This is a genomic window from Halovenus halobia (assembly GCF_051414135.1).
GTDB classification, from domain to species: Archaea; Halobacteriota; Halobacteria; order Halobacteriales; family Haloarculaceae; genus Halovenus; species Halovenus halobia.
In genome coordinates, this window is the sequence record NZ_JBLKOA010000003.1 from 1 (window position 1) to 17,296 (window position 17,296).

19 protein-coding genes, 1 tRNA gene, 1 other RNA gene and 1 pseudogene are annotated in these 17,296 nt (G+C 61.3%); 5 read left to right on the forward strand and 17 right to left on the reverse strand.

The genetic code is table 11. From position 1 onward, the window contains the following. Nucleotides 1–109 precede the first annotated feature (109 nt). Complete coding sequence (locus tag ACMGFM_RS09180) at nucleotides 110–2,299, forward strand: elongation factor EF-2 (protein ID WP_436902223.1); 2,190 nt, start codon at nucleotides 110–112, stop codon at nucleotides 2,297–2,299. A 246-nt stretch (nucleotides 2,300–2,545) separates the two neighbouring features. On the opposite strand, the gene ACMGFM_RS09185 is transcribed toward ACMGFM_RS09180, so the two are convergent. Both ACMGFM_RS09185 and ACMGFM_RS09190 read right to left on the reverse strand, forming a co-directional pair. After that, a complete protein-coding gene (locus ACMGFM_RS09185) occupies nucleotides 2,546–3,433 on the reverse strand; it encodes a hypothetical protein (protein ID WP_436902224.1) in 888 nt (295 codons plus the stop codon). Between the two features lie 72 nt (nucleotides 3,434–3,505). Next, entirely contained in the window at nucleotides 3,506–4,240 is a 735-nt protein-coding gene (locus ACMGFM_RS09190; protein WP_436902225.1) for an NAD(P)/FAD-dependent oxidoreductase, read from the reverse strand. Nucleotides 4,241–4,306: 66 nt separating this feature from the next. Here ACMGFM_RS09190 and ACMGFM_RS09195 point away from each other — a divergent pair, with 66 nt between their 5' ends. Beyond that, nucleotides 4,307–4,837, forward strand: a complete 531-nt coding sequence (locus tag ACMGFM_RS09195; protein WP_436902226.1) for a type II toxin-antitoxin system RatA family toxin — start codon at nucleotides 4,307–4,309, stop codon at nucleotides 4,835–4,837. On the opposite strand, the gene ACMGFM_RS09200 is transcribed toward ACMGFM_RS09195, so the two are convergent. The 12 genes from ACMGFM_RS09200 to ACMGFM_RS09255 form a co-directional block, all read right to left on the reverse strand. Then, complete coding sequence (locus tag ACMGFM_RS09200; protein WP_436902227.1) at nucleotides 4,834–5,073, reverse strand: DUF7312 domain-containing protein; 240 nt, start codon at nucleotides 5,071–5,073, stop codon at nucleotides 4,834–4,836. The genes ACMGFM_RS09195 and ACMGFM_RS09200 overlap by 4 nt on opposite strands. A gap of 47 nt (nucleotides 5,074–5,120) precedes the next feature. Next, nucleotides 5,121–7,265, reverse strand: coding sequence for a methionine--tRNA ligase (metG, locus tag ACMGFM_RS09205; protein WP_436902229.1), 2,145 nt, complete (start codon nucleotides 7,263–7,265; stop codon nucleotides 5,121–5,123). A gap of 54 nt (nucleotides 7,266–7,319) precedes the next feature. Continuing rightward, nucleotides 7,320–7,679: a hypothetical protein gene (locus tag ACMGFM_RS09210; RefSeq protein WP_436902232.1), complete on the reverse strand. Its 360-nt coding sequence runs from the start codon at nucleotides 7,677–7,679 to the stop codon at nucleotides 7,320–7,322. Nucleotides 7,680–7,726: 47 nt separating this feature from the next. Continuing rightward, nucleotides 7,727–8,791: a M20 family metallopeptidase gene (locus ACMGFM_RS09215; RefSeq protein WP_436902233.1), complete on the reverse strand. Its 1,065-nt coding sequence runs from the start codon at nucleotides 8,789–8,791 to the stop codon at nucleotides 7,727–7,729. A gap of 7 nt (nucleotides 8,792–8,798) precedes the next feature. Next, nucleotides 8,799–8,936, reverse strand: coding sequence for a hypothetical protein (locus tag ACMGFM_RS09220; protein ID WP_436902234.1), 138 nt, complete (start codon nucleotides 8,934–8,936; stop codon nucleotides 8,799–8,801). 44 nt (nucleotides 8,937–8,980) lie between these two features. Then, a complete protein-coding gene (gene lysA, locus ACMGFM_RS09225) occupies nucleotides 8,981–10,210 on the reverse strand; it encodes a diaminopimelate decarboxylase (protein WP_436902237.1) in 1,230 nt (409 codons plus the stop codon). Between the two features lie 68 nt (nucleotides 10,211–10,278). Further along, nucleotides 10,279–10,443: a hypothetical protein gene (locus ACMGFM_RS09230; RefSeq protein WP_436902238.1), complete on the reverse strand. Its 165-nt coding sequence runs from the start codon at nucleotides 10,441–10,443 to the stop codon at nucleotides 10,279–10,281. Between the two features lie 88 nt (nucleotides 10,444–10,531). After that, on the reverse strand, nucleotides 10,532–10,654 hold the full coding sequence (locus ACMGFM_RS09235) for a hypothetical protein (protein WP_436902239.1): 123 nt from the start codon (nucleotides 10,652–10,654) through the stop codon (nucleotides 10,532–10,534). After that, nucleotides 10,654–11,079, reverse strand: coding sequence for a metal-dependent transcriptional regulator (locus tag ACMGFM_RS09240; protein ID WP_436902241.1), 426 nt, complete (start codon nucleotides 11,077–11,079; stop codon nucleotides 10,654–10,656). Before ACMGFM_RS09240 ends, ACMGFM_RS09235 begins: the two co-directional genes overlap by 1 nt. A 46-nt stretch (nucleotides 11,080–11,125) precedes the next feature. Next, entirely contained in the window at nucleotides 11,126–11,602 is a 477-nt protein-coding gene (locus tag ACMGFM_RS09245; protein WP_436902242.1) for a ferritin-like domain-containing protein, read from the reverse strand. 600 nt (nucleotides 11,603–12,202) lie between these two features. After that, nucleotides 12,203–12,512, reverse strand: an RNA gene (ffs, locus tag ACMGFM_RS09250) — signal recognition particle sRNA. A 41-nt stretch (nucleotides 12,513–12,553) separates the two neighbouring features. Further along, nucleotides 12,554–13,150, reverse strand: coding sequence for a class I SAM-dependent methyltransferase (locus tag ACMGFM_RS09255; RefSeq protein ID WP_436902243.1), 597 nt, complete (start codon nucleotides 13,148–13,150; stop codon nucleotides 12,554–12,556). A 359-nt stretch (nucleotides 13,151–13,509) separates the two neighbouring features. Between ACMGFM_RS09255 and ACMGFM_RS09260 the strand changes: the two are divergent. After that, nucleotides 13,510–13,920, forward strand: a pseudogene (locus ACMGFM_RS09260) (zinc-binding dehydrogenase); the annotation flags it as partial. Nucleotides 13,921–14,061: 141 nt separating this feature from the next. Here ACMGFM_RS09260 and ACMGFM_RS09265 read toward each other — a convergent pair. Together ACMGFM_RS09265 and ACMGFM_RS09270 are read right to left on the reverse strand one after the other, a co-directional pair. Further along, a tRNA-Gln gene (locus tag ACMGFM_RS09265) sits at nucleotides 14,062–14,134 on the reverse strand. 29 nt (nucleotides 14,135–14,163) lie between these two features. Continuing rightward, entirely contained in the window at nucleotides 14,164–14,967 is an 804-nt protein-coding gene (locus tag ACMGFM_RS09270; RefSeq protein WP_436902244.1) for a homing endonuclease associated repeat-containing protein, read from the reverse strand. A 150-nt stretch (nucleotides 14,968–15,117) separates the two neighbouring features. On the opposite strand from ACMGFM_RS09270, the gene ACMGFM_RS09275 reads away from it, so the two are divergent. After that, entirely contained in the window at nucleotides 15,118–15,717 is a 600-nt protein-coding gene (locus tag ACMGFM_RS09275) for an IMP cyclohydrolase (RefSeq protein ID WP_436902245.1), read from the forward strand. Nucleotides 15,718–15,759: 42 nt separating this feature from the next. Further along, on the forward strand, nucleotides 15,760–16,599 hold the full coding sequence (gene larE, locus ACMGFM_RS09280) for an ATP-dependent sacrificial sulfur transferase LarE (RefSeq protein ID WP_436902247.1): 840 nt from the start codon (nucleotides 15,760–15,762) through the stop codon (nucleotides 16,597–16,599). On the opposite strand, the gene ACMGFM_RS09285 is transcribed toward larE, so the two are convergent. Next, complete coding sequence (locus tag ACMGFM_RS09285; protein WP_436902248.1) at nucleotides 16,596–17,222, reverse strand: histidine phosphatase family protein; 627 nt, start codon at nucleotides 17,220–17,222, stop codon at nucleotides 16,596–16,598. The genes larE and ACMGFM_RS09285 overlap by 4 nt on opposite strands. Nucleotides 17,223–17,296: the final 74 nt, after the last annotated feature.

A 17,296-nucleotide genomic window follows, 5' to 3' on the forward strand; every position in this document is an offset into this window, starting at 1 on the left:
ACTCCGAAACACCGTCATTTCGCTTCGTTCATGACGTGCTTCGTACTCGCAACCACCCGAGTACGAAACACTATCCTTTTGACCCTGCTTCCGGTAAGCATCTGTAATAATGGGCCGACGAAAAAAGATCGTGCAGGAATGTGAGTCACTGATGAATACTCCGAAGAACATTCGGAACATTGCGATTGCGGCACACGTCGACCACGGGAAGACGACGCTGACGGACAACCTGCTGGCTGGCGCAGGGATGATTTCCGACGACACCGCGGGCGAACAGCTTGCGATGGACACGGAAGAAGACGAGCAGGAACGTGGGATCACCATCGACGCAGCAAACGTTTCGATGACCCACGAGTACGAGGACACCAACCACCTCATCAACCTCATCGACACACCAGGCCACGTGGACTTCGGTGGCGACGTGACACGCGCAATGCGTGCCGTCGACGGCGCACTCGTGGTTGTCGACGCTGTCGAGGGCGCGATGCCACAGACCGAAACTGTGCTCCGACAGGCACTCCGAGAGGGTGTCAAGCCAACGCTGTTCATCAACAAGGTCGACCGCCTTATTTCGGAACTGCAGGAAGGACCCGAGGAGATGCAGCAGCGGATGACCGACGTCATCCGGGACGTCAACGACCTCATCCGCGGGATGACCGAGGAGATGGACGATATCACCGAAGACTGGACCGTCTCCGTCGAAGACGGCACTGTCGGCTTCGGTTCTGCGCTCTACAAGTGGGGGGTTTCCCTGCCGTCGATGCAGCGCACCGGCATGGACTTCGGCGAGATCATCGACCTGGAACAGGCCGACAAACGGGCGGAACTCCACGAGCGAACGCCGCTTTCGGATGTCGTGCTCGATATGGTCTGTGAGCACTTCCCGAACCCGGTCGACGCACAGCCTCACCGTATTCCGCGAGTCTGGCGTGGTGACCCCGAATCCGAACTCGCAGAGGGCATGCGACTCGTCGACGAGGACGGCGAAGTCGTCCTCATGGTTACCGATATCTCGATGGACCCGCACGCAGGCGAAATCGCCACGGGTCGTGTCTTCTCCGGAACGCTCGAGAAGGGCCAGGAACTCTACGTCTCCGGAACTATCGGCAAGAATCGACTCCAGAGCGTCGGTATCTTCATGGGCGGCGAGCGTGAGGAAGTCGACCAAGTCCCTGCCGGGAACGTCGCCGCAGTGACCGGACTGGCCGACGCAATTGCAGGCTCGACTGTGTCCAGTGTCGAGATGACTCCCTTCGAGTCCATCGAGCACATCTCGGAGCCGGTCATCACGAAGTCCGTCGAGGCGAAGAACATGGACGACCTGCCGAAACTCATCGAAACGCTGCAGCAGGTCGCCAAGGAAGACCCGACCATCGACATCGAGATCAACGAGGACACCGGTGAACACCTGATCTCCGGGCAGGGTGAACTCCACCTCGAAGTCGTCACCCAGCGTATCGAGCGCAACCAGGGCATTCCGGTGACGACCGGTGAACCGATTGTCGTCTTCCGCGAAGCGCCACAGGAGTCCAGCCGCGAGGTTGAGGGTATCTCCCCGAACCGCCACAACCGCTTCTACATCACGGTGACGCCGATGGACCCCGACGTGGTCGAAGCCATCAAGGCAGGCAAGGCGTCGATGGACATGCCAGAGCTCGAACGGCGTGAGGCACTGCAAGACGCCGGCCTCGACAAGGAGACCTCACAGGAAGTCGAGCACATCCACGGCACGAACATCATCATCGACGACACGAAAGGTATCCAGCACCTCAACGAGACGATGGAGCTGGTCATCGAAGGGTTCGAGGAGGCACTCAACGACGGGCCGCTGGCCGCCGAACCAGTGCAGGGCTCGCTCATCCGCCTGCACGACGCCCGTCTGCACGAGGACGCCATCCACCGCGGTCCGGCACAGGTCATCCCCGCAGTTCGTGAAGCGCTACACAACGCGCTGATCGACGCGAAGATCAAGCTGCTCGAACCGATTCAGGAAGTCCGTATCGACGTGCCCAACGACCACATGGGCGCAGCGAGCGGCGAGATTCAGGGTCGACGTGGCCGTGTCGACGACATGTACCAGGAAGGCGACCTGATGGTCGTCGAGGGCGTTGCGCCGGTTGAGGAGATGATTGGCTTCTCCAGCGACATCCGGAGCGCGACCGAGGGCCGCGCAAGCTGGAACACCGAAAACGCTGGCTTCCAGGTCATGGCCGACAACCTCCAGCCAGAGACTATCCAGATGATCCGAGAGCGAAAGGGCATGAAGACCGAACTGCCTGAAGCGATCAACTACTTCTAAGCCACCACCTTTTTCCGCCTCAGGTTCGCTCTTCGAGCGAACCGCTCGGCGCAAAAACGTCCGCAGAAATCTTTGATTTCTGCCGTCAAGGCGAATCGAAGATTCGCCGACCATTGGAGAGCACAGCTCTCCAAGAGGCTGCGCAAGAGCTACGCTCTTGCGAACGTGGGCGAAAAACACCTCGACCGAGGCCGACGGCCTCGGTCGAGTGAACCGCGCTCGCGTCGCTCGCGCGGATGCTAAGAATTACTCTTCATCGTCGCCCTCGCGCATCTCGTAGATTTTCTCGGCCATCTCGACCAGTTTCTCCTCAGCCTCTTCCTGACTCATGTCGTCGGGAAGCGAGCGAGCGTCGCGCTCACGGCGTTGGTCTTCTTCGGCCGCCCGCTCGGACCGACGCTTTGCTCGCCGGTCGGTGAACTCCTCGTCGGCAACACCGCTGTCGTCGTCGGTGAACAGCTTGACGCCCTTCGCTGCTGCTTCTTGACGCTCTTCGTCCGGAACAGTGTCTACATCGACGTGTGCAGCAATCATTTCGGCGTCGGGGCCGACGAGTGCGTCGACTTCGCGCCAACTCAACCGGACGAGTTCGCCTCTGTCAATCAAACGAGGGAGCGAGGGCAGTCGGTGCAGGGAACAGCAAATGTCGGAGCGCTCGTCGGGCGCGATAGCCTTCTCGACGGCCAGACTCTCCGCAAGTATCAGCGCCGCCTGTGCCTCGCGGCCGCCGTAGACTGGCATCTCTTCGAGGCCTGCGAGACTGACGAGGCTCTCGTCGCGCTTGCGAGTCCCGCGGTCGCAAATCTGAGACTGCACGTGATACTCGAACGGCGGGATTTCGGTGGCTTCGACGGTGTGTGTCCGCCGGATTCGATTCCAACACGCCCAGACAGTCTCCCCACGGGAGGTGAGTTCAGACTTTTCCAGCACAGCCAGTTGGCCATCATCACCGACGTACGCTTTGATTGTGCACGTCCCCCCGGCTGGCTTGCCGGGGTTGTTTTCCCTATCCACGATTGTTGTGCCGCCGAACGTGAAGTCGTTGTCCGACAGGGTGTGCTCGGGGAGCAGCGAGTCGAGGTGTCTCGTGACCCGGCGGTTGTACACCCGCCCCGGATTCGACTGGCTGCTCATGGCTCGGTTATCCCACTGTTACATGTCCACACGGGCAAATGTTCCGTTTCAATTATCAGACCTGATAATTGCCTAGTCCTCACGGACGGCCGGATGCTGTGTCGGGGGGTCGGGATAGCGGGCCTCAAAGGTCGCCTGCATCTGTTCGAGTGTCGTTGCCTCCCGGCGATTTCGTTCGTCTTCGTCGATTTCCTCACAACCCGGTGGAACCGGGCGGCCACGGTCGGTGAAATACCCCTCCGGCGCGACCCAGTCGTGATAGAAGGGTATCTCGGAGTGTTCGATTACTGCCAGACCAACCTTCGCGCCGTGGCCCGCCGCGACGACTGCCTGGTGTGGTTCGCCGGCAACCCGACCAGCAGCGTAGAGCCCCTTGACACCCGTGAACCCCTCATCGTCGACAGCAAGATACTCCTTCGAACCACGAGTTATCGTGTCTAAACCATCGATTTCCGCAAGATAGTCCGTATCTGCCCAGGACGCACAGATTACGTACTCACTCTCTCGTGTGTCTTCCTCCGTCTCGACAACGAATCCGTCGCCGGTCGTTCGGACTGCGGTGACAGCACCCGCTTGAACTGTGCAGTCGTTGCGACGGGCCTGCTGGCGGGTGAGGTCCAGAAACCGACGCGCGTTTACCCCGGCCGGAAAGCCCGGCACGTTCTCGAGGTGAGCGTTACGGTTCAAAATCGAGGATTCGTCCTGACAGATGTGGGTGTCGAGGCCGGCGCGTGCGGTGTAGATGCCGGCAGTGAGGCCGGCCGGCCCGGCACCGACAACCGTGACGGTCGGTGAGTGCTCGCTCATACCCGCCGTATGGAGCGAGCCTATTTGTGCCCGGTTATTTTAGTTGTCGCGTCACCCAATGTGGGTGTGGACCGCCTCGACGTCAGCACGCTGGTGCATTTGCCGCCCGAAGAGATCTACGAGTTTCTGGTCGACTTCCCACGGTATGCGAAATACTCGGAGTATCTCGACAGAATCCGTCGCTACGGCGACGGCCAGCCAGAGACAGAGTACGACCTCACCTTCGCGTGGTGGAAACTCAGCTACACTGCCCGCTCGAAGGTCACAGCCGTGGACCCACCCGAGCGCATCGACTGGACGCTCGTCAAGGACCTCGACGCCAGCGGCTACTGGGAAATTACCCCCGAACCGGACTCTGCCCCCAAGGGCGAACAGACAGCGTCACGGGTCAGGTTCTACGTCGAATTCGACCCAACCTCAGCGAGCGCTGGAGCGATCGACCTGCCCGCGCTGACCTCCTTCGAGTGGGTCGTCGACAAAGTGAAGCCGAAAATCCGCGCGGAAGCAGAGGGGATCGTCCGGCGAATCGTCCGTGACCTCGAAGGCACCCACCGAGAGGTGCCGCTGACGATTCACGAGACGCCGGAGTCAGTTTAGATTCCGAGAATCGCGCCGGCGATTAAGAGGACAACGAGCAGGACGCCAAGGACCACAAAGACTGCGTTTTCGAGGTCGACATCACCCGGTTCGAGCGGCTGATTGTGCGCGAGTGTGCCGGCGATGTTCCCACCCGTTTGCTCGTCAGTTGCTTCCTCGTGGTCCTCGTGCGCTGGCGGACCAACATCATCGACGGAAATTTTCCACTCCTCGTCGTCGTCGCTCGGTGCAGCCATATCGGTACTAGGATATCGAGGATGAAAAGTCTGCTCCGCTTGGATTCTCAGCGAATTTTCGTCCCCAGCGCGGCGTCCTCGTGGGTGGTCAACAGGTCGGCCTCCTCGCCCGCTGCCAGCACCATCCCATTGGACTCGTGGCCGAACAGTTCTGCCTGCTCCATATTCGCCAGCAGCACGACGCGCGTTCCCGGCAGGTCGTCCGTGTCGTGCAGTTGTTTCAGCCCAGCGACAACCTGCCGGTGTTCGAGGCCGATATCGACCTCCAGCCTGACGAGTTCGTCCGCGCCGTCGATCGGCTCCGCCGCGGTAATCTCACCGACGCGCATGTCGATATCCTGGAACTGCTCGAAACTGATGCGGTCGTCTGCGAGTGCTGGTAGGTCCACGCTTTCTTCGTCACCATCGTCTTCGTCGTCAGATTCGGAGACGCGCTCGCGGAGTTTCTCGTTGAGCGCTTCGATGGTCTCGTCTTCGACCCGCGTGAACAGTTCGTCGGGTTCGTCGAACTCCGCCGGTGGCGTTTCGAGTGCTGCCGACAGCTCTGGGTCGTGAACGGAGCCGTCCTCGCCGAGTTGTGCCCAGAGCGCCTCGGCCTTCTCGGGCATGACTGGCTGCATCAACAGGGCACAGGCCTTGGCGAGTTGGACGCAATCGCGGATGACCTGGGCAGCCGTCTCGGGTTCGTCGTCGACGAGATTCCACGGTTCGTTCTGCTGGATGTACTCGTTGCCGAAGTCCGCGAGGTCGACCGCAACCTGTCCGAGGGTGCGGATGTCGTACTCGGCAATCGCAGTCTCGAACGTCTCGATTGCCGCTTCGATCCGCTCGGTGACTTCCTCACTCGGGTTCGCGTCCGGCGTGCCGTCGTAGTTGCGCTGGGCGAAGAGCAGTCCCCGGTAACAGAAGTTGCCGAGGTTGCCGACGAGTTCGCCGTTGACGCGCTGCTGGAACCGGTCCCACGAGAAGTCCACGTCGTTTTCCAGCCCGCTGCCGGTTGCAGTGTAGTACCGGAACAGGTCGGGGTGGAAGCCCTCGTCGAGATACTCGCTGGCCCAGACTGCTCGCCCGCGAGAGGTCGACAGCGATTTGCCGTCGATACCGACGAATCCGGTCGCGAGCACTGCTCGTGGCTCGTTGTAGCCCGTGCCGCGCAACATTGCTGGCCAGAAGACACAGTGATGCTGGATAATATCGGGGCCAATCAGGTGGATGATTTCGCCGGAGGCCTCGCTCCACTCGTCGTCCCAGTGGGTGCCGTGGGCCTCCTCGCCGTCGACTTTCCAGGCCTGTTCCCAGTCGAAGGTGTCGGTGCCGACGCGGTCGGTGTACTGCTTCGTGGACGAGACGTATTCGATTGGCGCGTCGACCCAGACGTAGAGGACCAAATCGTCCTCCGCTCCGGCGGCGGTGCCGCCTTCGCCTCGTTGCTCCTCCGGAGCAACGCCACCTGGATAGTCGATCCCCCAGTCCATATCCCGGGTGATACAGAGGTCTTCGAGTTCGCCCTCAATCCACTCGCGGGGCTGGCTCTGGGCGCGTTCCGTGCCTTCGAGGCGGTCGAGAAAGCCCTGGAGATACTCCTGGAAGTCCGAGAGACGGAGGAACTTGTGTTCGCGGGTACGGTACTCGGCGGGGTTGCCGGTGAGTGTACTCGTCGGGTCCTCGACTTCGCCGGGTTCGAGATGGCGCTGACAACCCTCGTCACACTCGTCACCTCGCGCTTTTTCCCCACAATATGGGCAGGTGCCCTCGACGTAGCGGTCAGGCAGCCATTGGTCGGCCTCGGGGTCGTAGGCAACCTGAATCTCTTTCTCGTGGACGTGGTCGTTGTCGATCCACGACCGGACGAACTCGCGGGTGATTTCGGTGTTCGTCTCGTCGTCGGTGTGGCCGTAGTTGTCGAACTCGACGTTGAACTGTGGGAATCGCTCTTTGTACTGCTCGTGATACTCCAAGGCGAACTCCCGCGGTTCGACACCCTCCTCGGCGGCGTTGACTGCGACAGGCGTACCGTGCATGTCCGACCCACAGACGAAGGCTGTCTGCTGGCCGACACGGCGGAGCGCCCGACTAAATAGGTCCCCAGCAACGTAGCTCCGCAGGTGCCCCACGTGGAGATTCCCGTTGGCGTAGGGCAACCCGCAGGTGACCACTGCTGGTTGCTCGGTTGGCAGTTGCTCGTGGCTCATGGACAATCATCGGAGGTGCGTGATAAAAAGCCGGCCGGTTTGCGAGCGGCTACGTCACTCGGAGAGTGTCGCCTTCTTTGGCCCGTAGATTATCGCGTACGCGGCGACGAAGGCCACAGCAAGGGAGGTCCACCCAGGACCGAGTCCGATACTCGGCGGTGCGATAACCGTCCCGACGACGTACAGAAAGGCAACAATTGCGGTGCTTACCCCCAGAAATTTCGGGAATTCATCGTAGTCGTCGGTCTGGGAAACCAGAATGTACGCGGTCAGCAAGACGACTGGCACCGAGCCGGTGGTGTACGCTCCCGGATTGGTCGAAGCCGACGCCGTCAGGGCCGCACCAAAGACGGCGGCGAGGACGAACAGCGCCACAACGCGAACGAAAAACGGCCGAGCGTCGGTCCGGTTCATACCAGTACGAAGACGCCCGGCCGTATCAACCTCTCCTCTTCAGGTTCTCACAGTAGCGTCTCCACAGCCTCTCGGACGATGCCGGCCGCCTTCTCGACGTCGGAGCGGTGGACGTACTCGCGGTCGGCGTGGGCCACCGGCCCCTGCTGGTCCGCAAGTACGCCCGGCCCGAAGACGACGACTGGGGCGTCAGCCGCGAAGTACGACGCCTCGGTCGCTGCCCCGAACGGCCGGGTCCGGGTGCCGCTGGCGGCCGACAGCGCTTCGACCAGCGGAGCGTCGGCGTCGGTCGCGAACGCTTCCGGCGCGGGCATCTCCGGACGAACCAGTCCTACATCGAGGTCGTAGAGGTCCGGCAGCCACTCCTGAAGGTGTGCACGCAGGTCCGTAAAGAAAGCCTCGACAGTCTCTGGCGGGACAGTCCGGCGGTCGAAGCGTATCGCACACTCGGCCGGAATCTGGTTGATTGCTTCGCCGCCCTCGATGACGGATGGGGTGAGCGTTGGCGGACCGAGCAACTCGTGTGCGCCGGGGCCGTTGGTCTCGTCGAACGATTCCAGCGCCTGCAGAATGGGCGCCGCCGCGCGGATAGCGTTCTCACCGTTGTGCGGGTCACTCGCGTGGCCGCTTTCGCCGTGTATTACCACTTCACCCTCGAACTGGCCGCGGGCAGCGATGCACACGTCGAGGTCAGTCGGTTCGCCGACGATGTAGCCGTCAGCGTCGAGTGTCTCACCGAGATGTGCGCCGCCAGTCTGTGCTGTCTCCTCGTCAGTCGTGATAGCGAGCGTAAGTTGGCCGTCGATATCCGCGTGCAGAAACGTATCGAGCAACGCAGCGAGGGGTCCTTTCGCGTCACACGCGCCTCGGCCGCGGACGATATCGCCGTCGCGCTCGTACGGAATATGTGGCGGGACGGTGTCGATATGCGTGTTCAGGACGAGATGCTCGCCCGAGCCACGACTCGCGAGAATGTTTCCGGCCTCGTCGATGTCAGGGTCCTGACCAGCCGACTCGAGTGTCTCGACCAATAGCTCCCGCATCGGCTCGACCGTCTCGTGCGATGGCGTCGAGACGGCGGCTTCGTGAAATCCGTCGATGCGAAAGCTCATCTGGCCCTCACAACGTGGCGATTGCGAGCATAACGCCAGCGAGAATCACGAACGACGTCCAGAGAACCAGCACGATGTAGACGTGTTTGACGTACTCACTGTCTTCGTCGACGGGCATGATGACGAGGTCGGAGAGACGGCTCATAGCCGGACTTTGATTGCCCGGGTATAAAAATCCGAACAAACCACTCAGTTACCTGTCTCGACCCGGGTGACATCCGCCAGCGTCTCGCGCTCGCGGACGACTCTGGCGTCGCCATCGGAGAGCGCCACCTCGGCCGGCCGTGGCTGGGAGTGGAACTGGTTTGCGAGTTCGTAGCCATACGCGCCAGCGTTGCCGATTGCGAGCAAGTCCTCGCGACGCGGGCGGGCGATTGGGCGGTCAGTACAGAACACGTCCGCGCTCGTACAGCACGGTCCGCCGACCGAGACTGGTTCTGGCTCTCGGTCGGGTGCGCTAATGTTTCTGATCGGGTGATAGGAGTCGAACATCGCGGGCCGGATGAGCGTCGCCAGCGAGGCGTCGACACCGACGACGTTCGCCGTGCCAGTCTCTTTGATAGTGTTGACGCGCGTGAGGATGAGTTCGGCGTCGGCGACGACGTATCGGCCGGGTTCCAGCGCGAGTTGTGCGTCGAGGTCTCCGACTGCTGCTCGGACGCGGTCGCCAACGACGGACATGTCCAGTGGTTGTTCGTCCTCGTGGTAGGGGACGCCGAAGCCGCCGCCGATGTCGAGGAACTCGATGTTGCCCACCTCGCGAGCGACGTCGGCAATCGTCTCGATGGCTCGGCAGTGGTCGTCCAAGTCATCCTGCAGGACGCCGCTGCCGACGTGGGCATGCAGGCCGACGAGGTCGAACCGTTCGCGCAATTCTGCGGCGAGTTCTGGGACGTCTTTGGCGGGAATGCCGAACTTTGCGTCCTTGCCGGTGGCAACTTTCTCGTGGTGACCAGTGCCGATTCCAGGGTTGATTCTGATGGCGACGCGGCCGTCGTAGCCCGCCGCTTCGAGGCGGTCGAAGGTATCGCGTGCGCCGGCGGTCACGGTCAGGCCCGGATTGGCAGCGCCCAGTTCGGCAGCGTACTCCACGTCAGCCTGCGGGGGATTGACGGCCGTGTACTGCAGCGTGTTCGGGTCTGCGCCTGCTGCAATCGCTCGCTGTAGTTCGCCGCGGGCGGCACACTCGATGTCCGCGCCGGCGTCCATCACCGCCGACAGCACCGCACGGCCAGTGTGAGACTTTGCAGCGTACATGACGTGTGCGTCGGGAAAGGCCGAGGCAAAGCGGCGGTAGTTCGCTTGGACGCGGTCAGTATCGAGAACGTACAGCGGCGTACCGTGTTCCTCGGCGAGGGCGTCGAGCCGACTGTGGTCCCAATCGGCCAGCCGACGAACCGGCGGCGTCGAGGCTGTCATTGTACAGTGGTCGGTACTCGGGCGATTGAATCTGTCGGTTGCGTACAAGCCGGCAAAACGATGGAGCCTCAGTCCCCGGAGTTCTGACCAGGGATATTTCGCTGTGGATTGTTGGTTTCTGGCGGTTCGGGCCGGTCAGTGCTGTCACGACTCGTGAACCACATGACACCGTAGGCGACCATCGGGAAGACGAACAGCGCGACCAGCCCTGCCGCGATGACGATGATATTCATGTTGGTTCACCCACGCGAACGTTATAATTGAGCGAGTATAGTGGTTACTCGCAGTTTTATTTTCAGTTCTGAAAACAAGAGGTATCTATCAGTCTCCGAGGATACCCCACCGCGTCAGGAGAAACAGGAAGAGATAGCCAACTAATCCGAGTCCAAACAGCACAACCGGGATGAGAAAGGGGCCGGCGGCGTCGACGAGCGCGCCAGCCATCAGTCGGCGGGGTCACATTCGAGCAGGCCGCAGACGTCTGTTTCGGCGTCGAAACAGTCCGGACACTCCGGCCGACGGTCTATAATCGTATCCAGTCGCTCGGCGACTGTCTCGTCGATAACCGGTTCGAGCTGGCGCGCCTCCGCCCGGAAATCTTCGACTTCGAGCACTTCGAGCAGGAATCGCTCGATGATACAGTAGTTCTGGAGAGCCTCTCGTGCGCGCATGATGCCGTCGTCGGTCAGTTCGACGCCCTTGTATTTCTCGTGTGCACAGAGTCCGTCGGCTTCGAGTTTCCCGACCATCTCGTTCGCACTGGCCGGGCTAACGTCGAGCATCTCCGCAATCGAGCCGGTCGATGCCGGACCGTTTTCGATCTCCTGAACCAGGTAAATCGCCTTGAGGTACTGGTTTGCCGTATTCATTGGTTGTTCCTACGTAACCGGTCGACTGCGCTGTCGTCAGTCGCCGTCATGTGCCGTGCTCCATCAGTTCGGTGACTGCTTCGACGCCCGCCTCCTCCTCGGCCCGGATGGTCTTGAGGGTGTCGAGCAGGCGGTCGCGGTCGATACTGAACGTCCCGTCAGACTGTTCGATGGCGTCGATCAGGTCGTCGTAGAACTTGTAGGCGGTTTCCTCGTTACAGAGCTGGTCGTAGAGGACGCCGTCGAAGTCCTGGTCGGCCTCGTACTGCTGTTCAACCAGCGGCTGGATTTCGTCGAACGGAATCGTATCGGCGTCGAGTTCGTCGATGATTCCGTCGAGCTGTTCGCGATGGCGCTCGGATTCGGCAGCCGCCGATTCGAGCAGTTCGCGGACATCGTCGTCGATAGCGTCGGACTCGGTGTGTTTGGTCGCGCGTGCCTCGACAACCTCTTCGAGGACAACACCGATCTGGAGCAGCCGCGCCAGTTGGTGGTCCGACCCGACCGGCGACTGGAGGCTCATCGGTCACCTCCCCGTGGCCAAGGTCGTCGCCGTTGCATATCCGTAGGTGGGGTACACGAGGACTTAAGCGGTTCCCCTCGATGACGTGTTGGTGTGGTGGTTGTTGGTGATGGGACTGGGAGAAGAATGACTATCCAGAAGCCCTCGGCGCGCTCGGATGGAATACCGCTCGTCAATACTGACCCAGCAGACGGAATGATTACGACCCAGAAGCCCTCGGCACGTTCGCGGGTCACGCTGAACGGGATATTCTCGCTGTGCTCGAATAGTGCCCGCTCAGCGACCGCGAAACGAGCCTCGCCCTTCATCCGCCAGGCTGCCGCTTGCGACACCTGCCGGTTCCTTGGCGGATGAAGGGCGAGGTGCGGTCGGCGGATGTGCGCGGGCCACTATCCGACCGGAGGGAGGATATCCCGCACAGATCCGCCGAGCGTGCCGAGGGCTTCTGGCTGGTGGGTACTCCGTCTGCCGAGGTGGTCTCATCTCAGGTCGTGCCGAGGGCTTCAGTGTTCTCAACGCTCCAGTGGGTGGTGCTGAAAGATACTGCCACACGCCTCCGTTGGTACTGGAACATCTCGTAGCAACAGCTCAAGAGTATAGGAACGGACAGCCGAGATTGCGTGGCGTTCGACCGCGGGTAGTCCCGCGTGCCTCCTCCACCCCGCGACCCTACGAGCGACAGATGTCCAGTGCTCCGCTGCTCGCTTCCGCGCCTGGCGGACTGGCGCCGGTTAACCGGACGTCTGCGTCCCTGCAGACACAGCCATCCGGACCTCCGTCCCCGCAGGACGAGGCTTCGACGTTGGCTTGCGGGGCCCGTGGCCGTCTGACCACACGCCCTCGGTGTTTGGTCCCACTTGAGGCCACACGTGGCGAGGAGCGGGGCCTAACCGCCCGACCTAGTCCATCTGAACCTACCACGGGTTGTCATAAGGACCTTTCGATGAGGGCTCACTCTCGTGTCGCGAAGACGAATTCGGTGCTGCTTCCGAGGGGATCGTCAGCCATCGTCGTCTGTACGTCGCTAAAGCCCGCCTCGCGCAGTTGTGTGAGTGTCTGCTCGCGGCCCGGTGCCGAGAAGAACATCAACCCACCCATCCAGCCACGCCGCGTCGTCTCGAAGCGACCCCCCGGCAGCGTCATCAGCAGTCGACCACCAGGCCGCAGCACACGGGCGAACTCCGTGTAGACCGTTGGATGTTCCTCCCGGGGAACGTGAAACACGGCGTGGTATGCAGTGATACCATCTATCGACTCGTTGGCGATTGGGAGCGCAGCCATATCGCCCTCCAGAAGTACCGACTCAGGCACGCGCTCGCGGGCCATCTCCAGCGCCTCCCGAGAGATATCGACACCCAGGCTCCCGACCGGGAGGTTGGCGAGGGTGCGCGCGCCGTCACACGGGCCAATGTCGAGTACGTCAGGGTTGTCCGGCAACGAGGCCAGCAGGTCAGCAATCAGGTCCGCGTCCGACCCCGACGGGTCGCGGTTGCGGGCATAGGCTGCCGCAACCTCGTCCCACGAGCGGCGAAGTTCTGTCCGGTCCATACGAATTATTGGACTGCAGGAGAATAAACCCGCCACCAGCCATGTGTGTTTTTCACACACCATGAACAACTATTATAAACCGTGCGCCCGTTGCTAGTAGTATGTCGACACAACGGTCGACCCAACTCGCGGCGCATCGGTGTGAATGTGGCGAAACGTTCGAGAGCACCGAGGAACTCCTCAATCACGCCCGGGACGTACACCGATTCTCGCCGCTGTAGCTCCGGTACCGTTGTGAAACACATTGCGGCCATTTTTCGACAGTCTGAGCCACCGCGACACTCACTGAGCACGACACAGCGCTGCAATCTCCAACAGCAGATGTATTTATCTATCTTCCATTCTAGAATACATTTATTGTTGACTCCCGCGAAGTTGACGACCCCGCGAAAGAAGTTCGGGATATCACCAACGGCGGTGCTGATGTCTCTGCGGACGCGCTGGGTATCGCCACCACCTGCAAGAACGCGGTCAACTCCTTGGGCAAGGGCGGTCGCCACGTCAAGATGGGACTGACGACATCCGAGGAGCAGGGCCAGATTTCGCTGCCGACCGACGAATTCGTTGCCAAAGAAATCGACTTCTATGGCTCACTCGGCCTGCAGCCCTCGCGGTACTTGGAGATGCTCAACATGATCGACAGCGAGAAACTCGACCCGACTGCGCTGGTCGAGGAAACTATCGACATCCATCAGGTCCCCGACGAACTCGCGGCGATGACAGAATTCAACACTATCGGCATCCCGGTCTGCAACGACTTCAGTAGCTAGACGCGTCGCTTCCTTTTTGAGTCGAGAGAAGTAGTTCCGGGAGGATTCGAACCTCCGTCGCTCCGGAACGCTTCGCTCCATGCTTCGAATCTCCTGCAGTTACGAATTCGTGGCTCACCGGCGGGTTCGCCACAGAAGTAGTAGTTCCGGGAGGATTCGAACCTCCGTCGTAGCCCCCAGAAGGCTACATGATTGGCCACTACACCACGGAACTTTGCAATCAAATCTATTCGGCGATTGCACTTATGTGTGTCGTAATCGCTTCTCCGGTGGCTCGAAGTGCTCTCTCCTGTGGCAGTTTCCACAGAGTAGCTCACACCGCTGTATTTCGGCACGAATCTCTCGTTCTGGGCGTCCATCGACCACGAGGCTGGCGACGGTTGCGCTCTTTTCACCAGTGTGATGAAAGACGAGACAACCAGGAGCGGTTTCGCCACACCGGTTGCAGCCATCTGCGGCCTGCTTGTGCTCGTAAAGCCACCGTTGCCGGCCCGCATCTGGCACATCGAAGTGTTCTTTCCGGTGGCAGTTCGTACAGAGCACTTCACACTTCGAGATCTCCGACCGTAACTCGTCTTTGCCGTAGCCGTGGGTGACCATCTCGTTGATTGCCATCTGTTTTGTCTGTGGGTCTGGGTGATGAAAATCGAGCACTGCAGGGTCGTCGACACCACACTGGTTACAACCGCGTGACTCCTTGTATTCGTTCACCCAGCGACGGTGTCTCGCCCGCCGGTCGAGTGTTCTGTTGGTGTTTCGTTCAGTGTTTCGGTAGTGCCAGCGCTGGTCGACAGAGAGTTCCGCCCAGTCAGTTCCCGCGGGCAACGTTACATCGTCGGGTTTCGGCTGCACCCGCGAGCCGGTGGACCGATATGTTGCCAGTCCAGCCCGACGCTTCGCCTCGTTCCAACCGCCGACGACACGGATAATCGTCGCCGAAGCGGGTGTCAGACCAAGGTCTTCGTACGCCGCTTTCGTCGGCGACTCGCCCAACCGCTCGGCAGCCTCGCGCAGTGCATCGAGACAGTCCTGTTCGGTCGTAGTCACGCTCACGAGTGACAGTGCAACGACAGTAAAACGCGGCCATAGAGTGAAACTAAACGTTCAAATAGGATGGCAAAAATGAAGGTCGGCCTGAGTCAGGACCCCCGGCTTACTTCCGACACCTACATTGTCGCGGGCCCGACAGACCGAAGTATGTACGTTGGACGGTTCGTCGTCGTCGGGCCGGAGGTTGGCGCATACCGCGTCTCTTCGCGCTCGTTCCCGAACAGACAGGCACTCGACCGCGATGGCACAATCACCGTCGGCCCCACCGAGGACGCCGAGGAAACAGACAACCCTTACATCTCCTACAACTGCGTCCAACTCACCGACCGCGGCGCAGTCATCGGCAACGGCTCACACGTCGACCCCATCGCCGAGAAACTCGAACTGGGCTATCCCGCCAAGGACGCGCTGGCCGAACCGCTGCTGGCGCTGGACTTCGAGAAGGACGACTACGACACGCCCCGGATTGCCGGTATCGTCGGGTTGACCGACGATCCGTCTGCGAATGCGGAGCCGGCAGGCTACATCGGCACGGTCCGACGGGACGCGCTGCTGGTCGAGGAGGTCACGGAACCGACGCTGGTCGCCACCTACGAGGAGGACAGCCCGACCGACTTCGAGCTCGACGCCTTCGATGCCGCCGGTGTGGCACGGGAACTGTACGACCACAAGTTCGAGCACCGCGTCTGTGCGGCCGGCGTCGAATACGATGACGGAAACTTCGAGACAGCAATCGTCAACGAGTAGCGGTGCGACGCGTTTTTGCGCGGTGAGAGCAAACAGGCGGGCATGGTCGAAGCGAAACTTGACGCCGCCCGGGCAGACCTCGCAGAGCGTGATTCTGTCCTCATCGCGTTTTCGGGCGGGGTCGATTCGAGCGTCGTCGCCGCGATTGCCGCCGAGGCGCTGGGTTCGGACGCCGTTGCCTGCACGGCCCGCAGCGAGACGCTCCCTGAGGCGGAACTGGACGACGCGAAACGAGTCGCCGAAGAGATTGGCATTCGCCACGAAATCGTCGAGTTCAGCGAACTCGACAGTGAGGACTTCGTCGCCAACGACGAGAGTCGCTGCTATCACTGCCGGACGATGCGGCTGGGCGCGATGTTCGACCACGCCGCAGAACTGGGCATCGAGACTGTCTGTGACGGCACCAACGCCTCAGACCCCGGCGAGGGCCACCGGCCCGGCCTGCAAGCCGTCGAGGAACTGGACGCGTACTCGCCGCTGCTCGCTCACGACATCGAGAAGCCAGACGTTCGGGAAATTGCGGACCACTACGGATTGTCAGTCGCAGACAAACCCTCGATGGCCTGTCTCTCCTCGCGAATCCCGACAGGACTGGAAGTGACCGAGGACCGACTCAGTCGTATCGAGAAGGCCGAACAGCTACTTCGGACGTGGGGATTCGACCAGTTCCGTGTCCGAGACCACGACGGCCTCGCCCGTATCGAAGTCTCCGAAGAAGAACTGGACGTGGCGCTGGACCCGGATTTCATCCGGGCAGCCCGCGAGCATATTGCTGATCTGGGATTCGAGCACGTCACACTGGATTTGCACGGCTACCAGACAGGAAGTGTCAGTCCAGCCGCCGAACCGGACCCACTGGACGCAGAGTATCCCACTGATTAGATTTCGCTCGGCGGAACTGTCTCGTACAACAGTTCGTTCTCGCGGACAATTCTCTCCTCGGGGAGTCCGATTTCCGTAACTGCGCAGTTGTTGATGCTGTATTGCTCGATAGCAGCCGGAATATCGAGGTCCTGGAGCATCGCGAGAACGACTGTAATCGGGCCGCCGTGAGTGACGACGAGCGTCGTGCCGTCAGCGTCTGCGGTCACGTCTGCCCACGCCGCGTAGACTCGTTCGTAGAGGTCGATGAGCGACTCGCCACCTTCGGGTTCGTCTTCGAGAGCGAGCAAGCCGTTGCTGTACTCGAAGGCCGGGAATCGCCCCTCGAGGTCGCCCCACGTGAACCCCTGATAGACGCCGAGGCCGCGCTCACGCCACGCCTCGGTGAACTCCGGGTCGGGGTCGATACCAGCGTCGCGAATTCCAGCGGTCGTCTCACGTGTCCGAGTCGTGTCGGAGGCGACAATCCTGTCGATATCGTACTGCTCGGCGAGTTCGACGCCGAGTCGACGGGCCTGTTCGCGGCCGCGTTCGTTCAGTGGCGTCGGGGCCCAGCCCTGTAGCCGTCCTTCTCGGTTCCAGTCCGTTTCGCCGTGGCGCACGAGGAGCGTCTCCGCTGTCACACTCCAAGCGAGGGGCGGGAGCAATTTGACTCCTCTGGGTTCGAAGCGGACCACTCAAATGGTCGCTGTCCGAA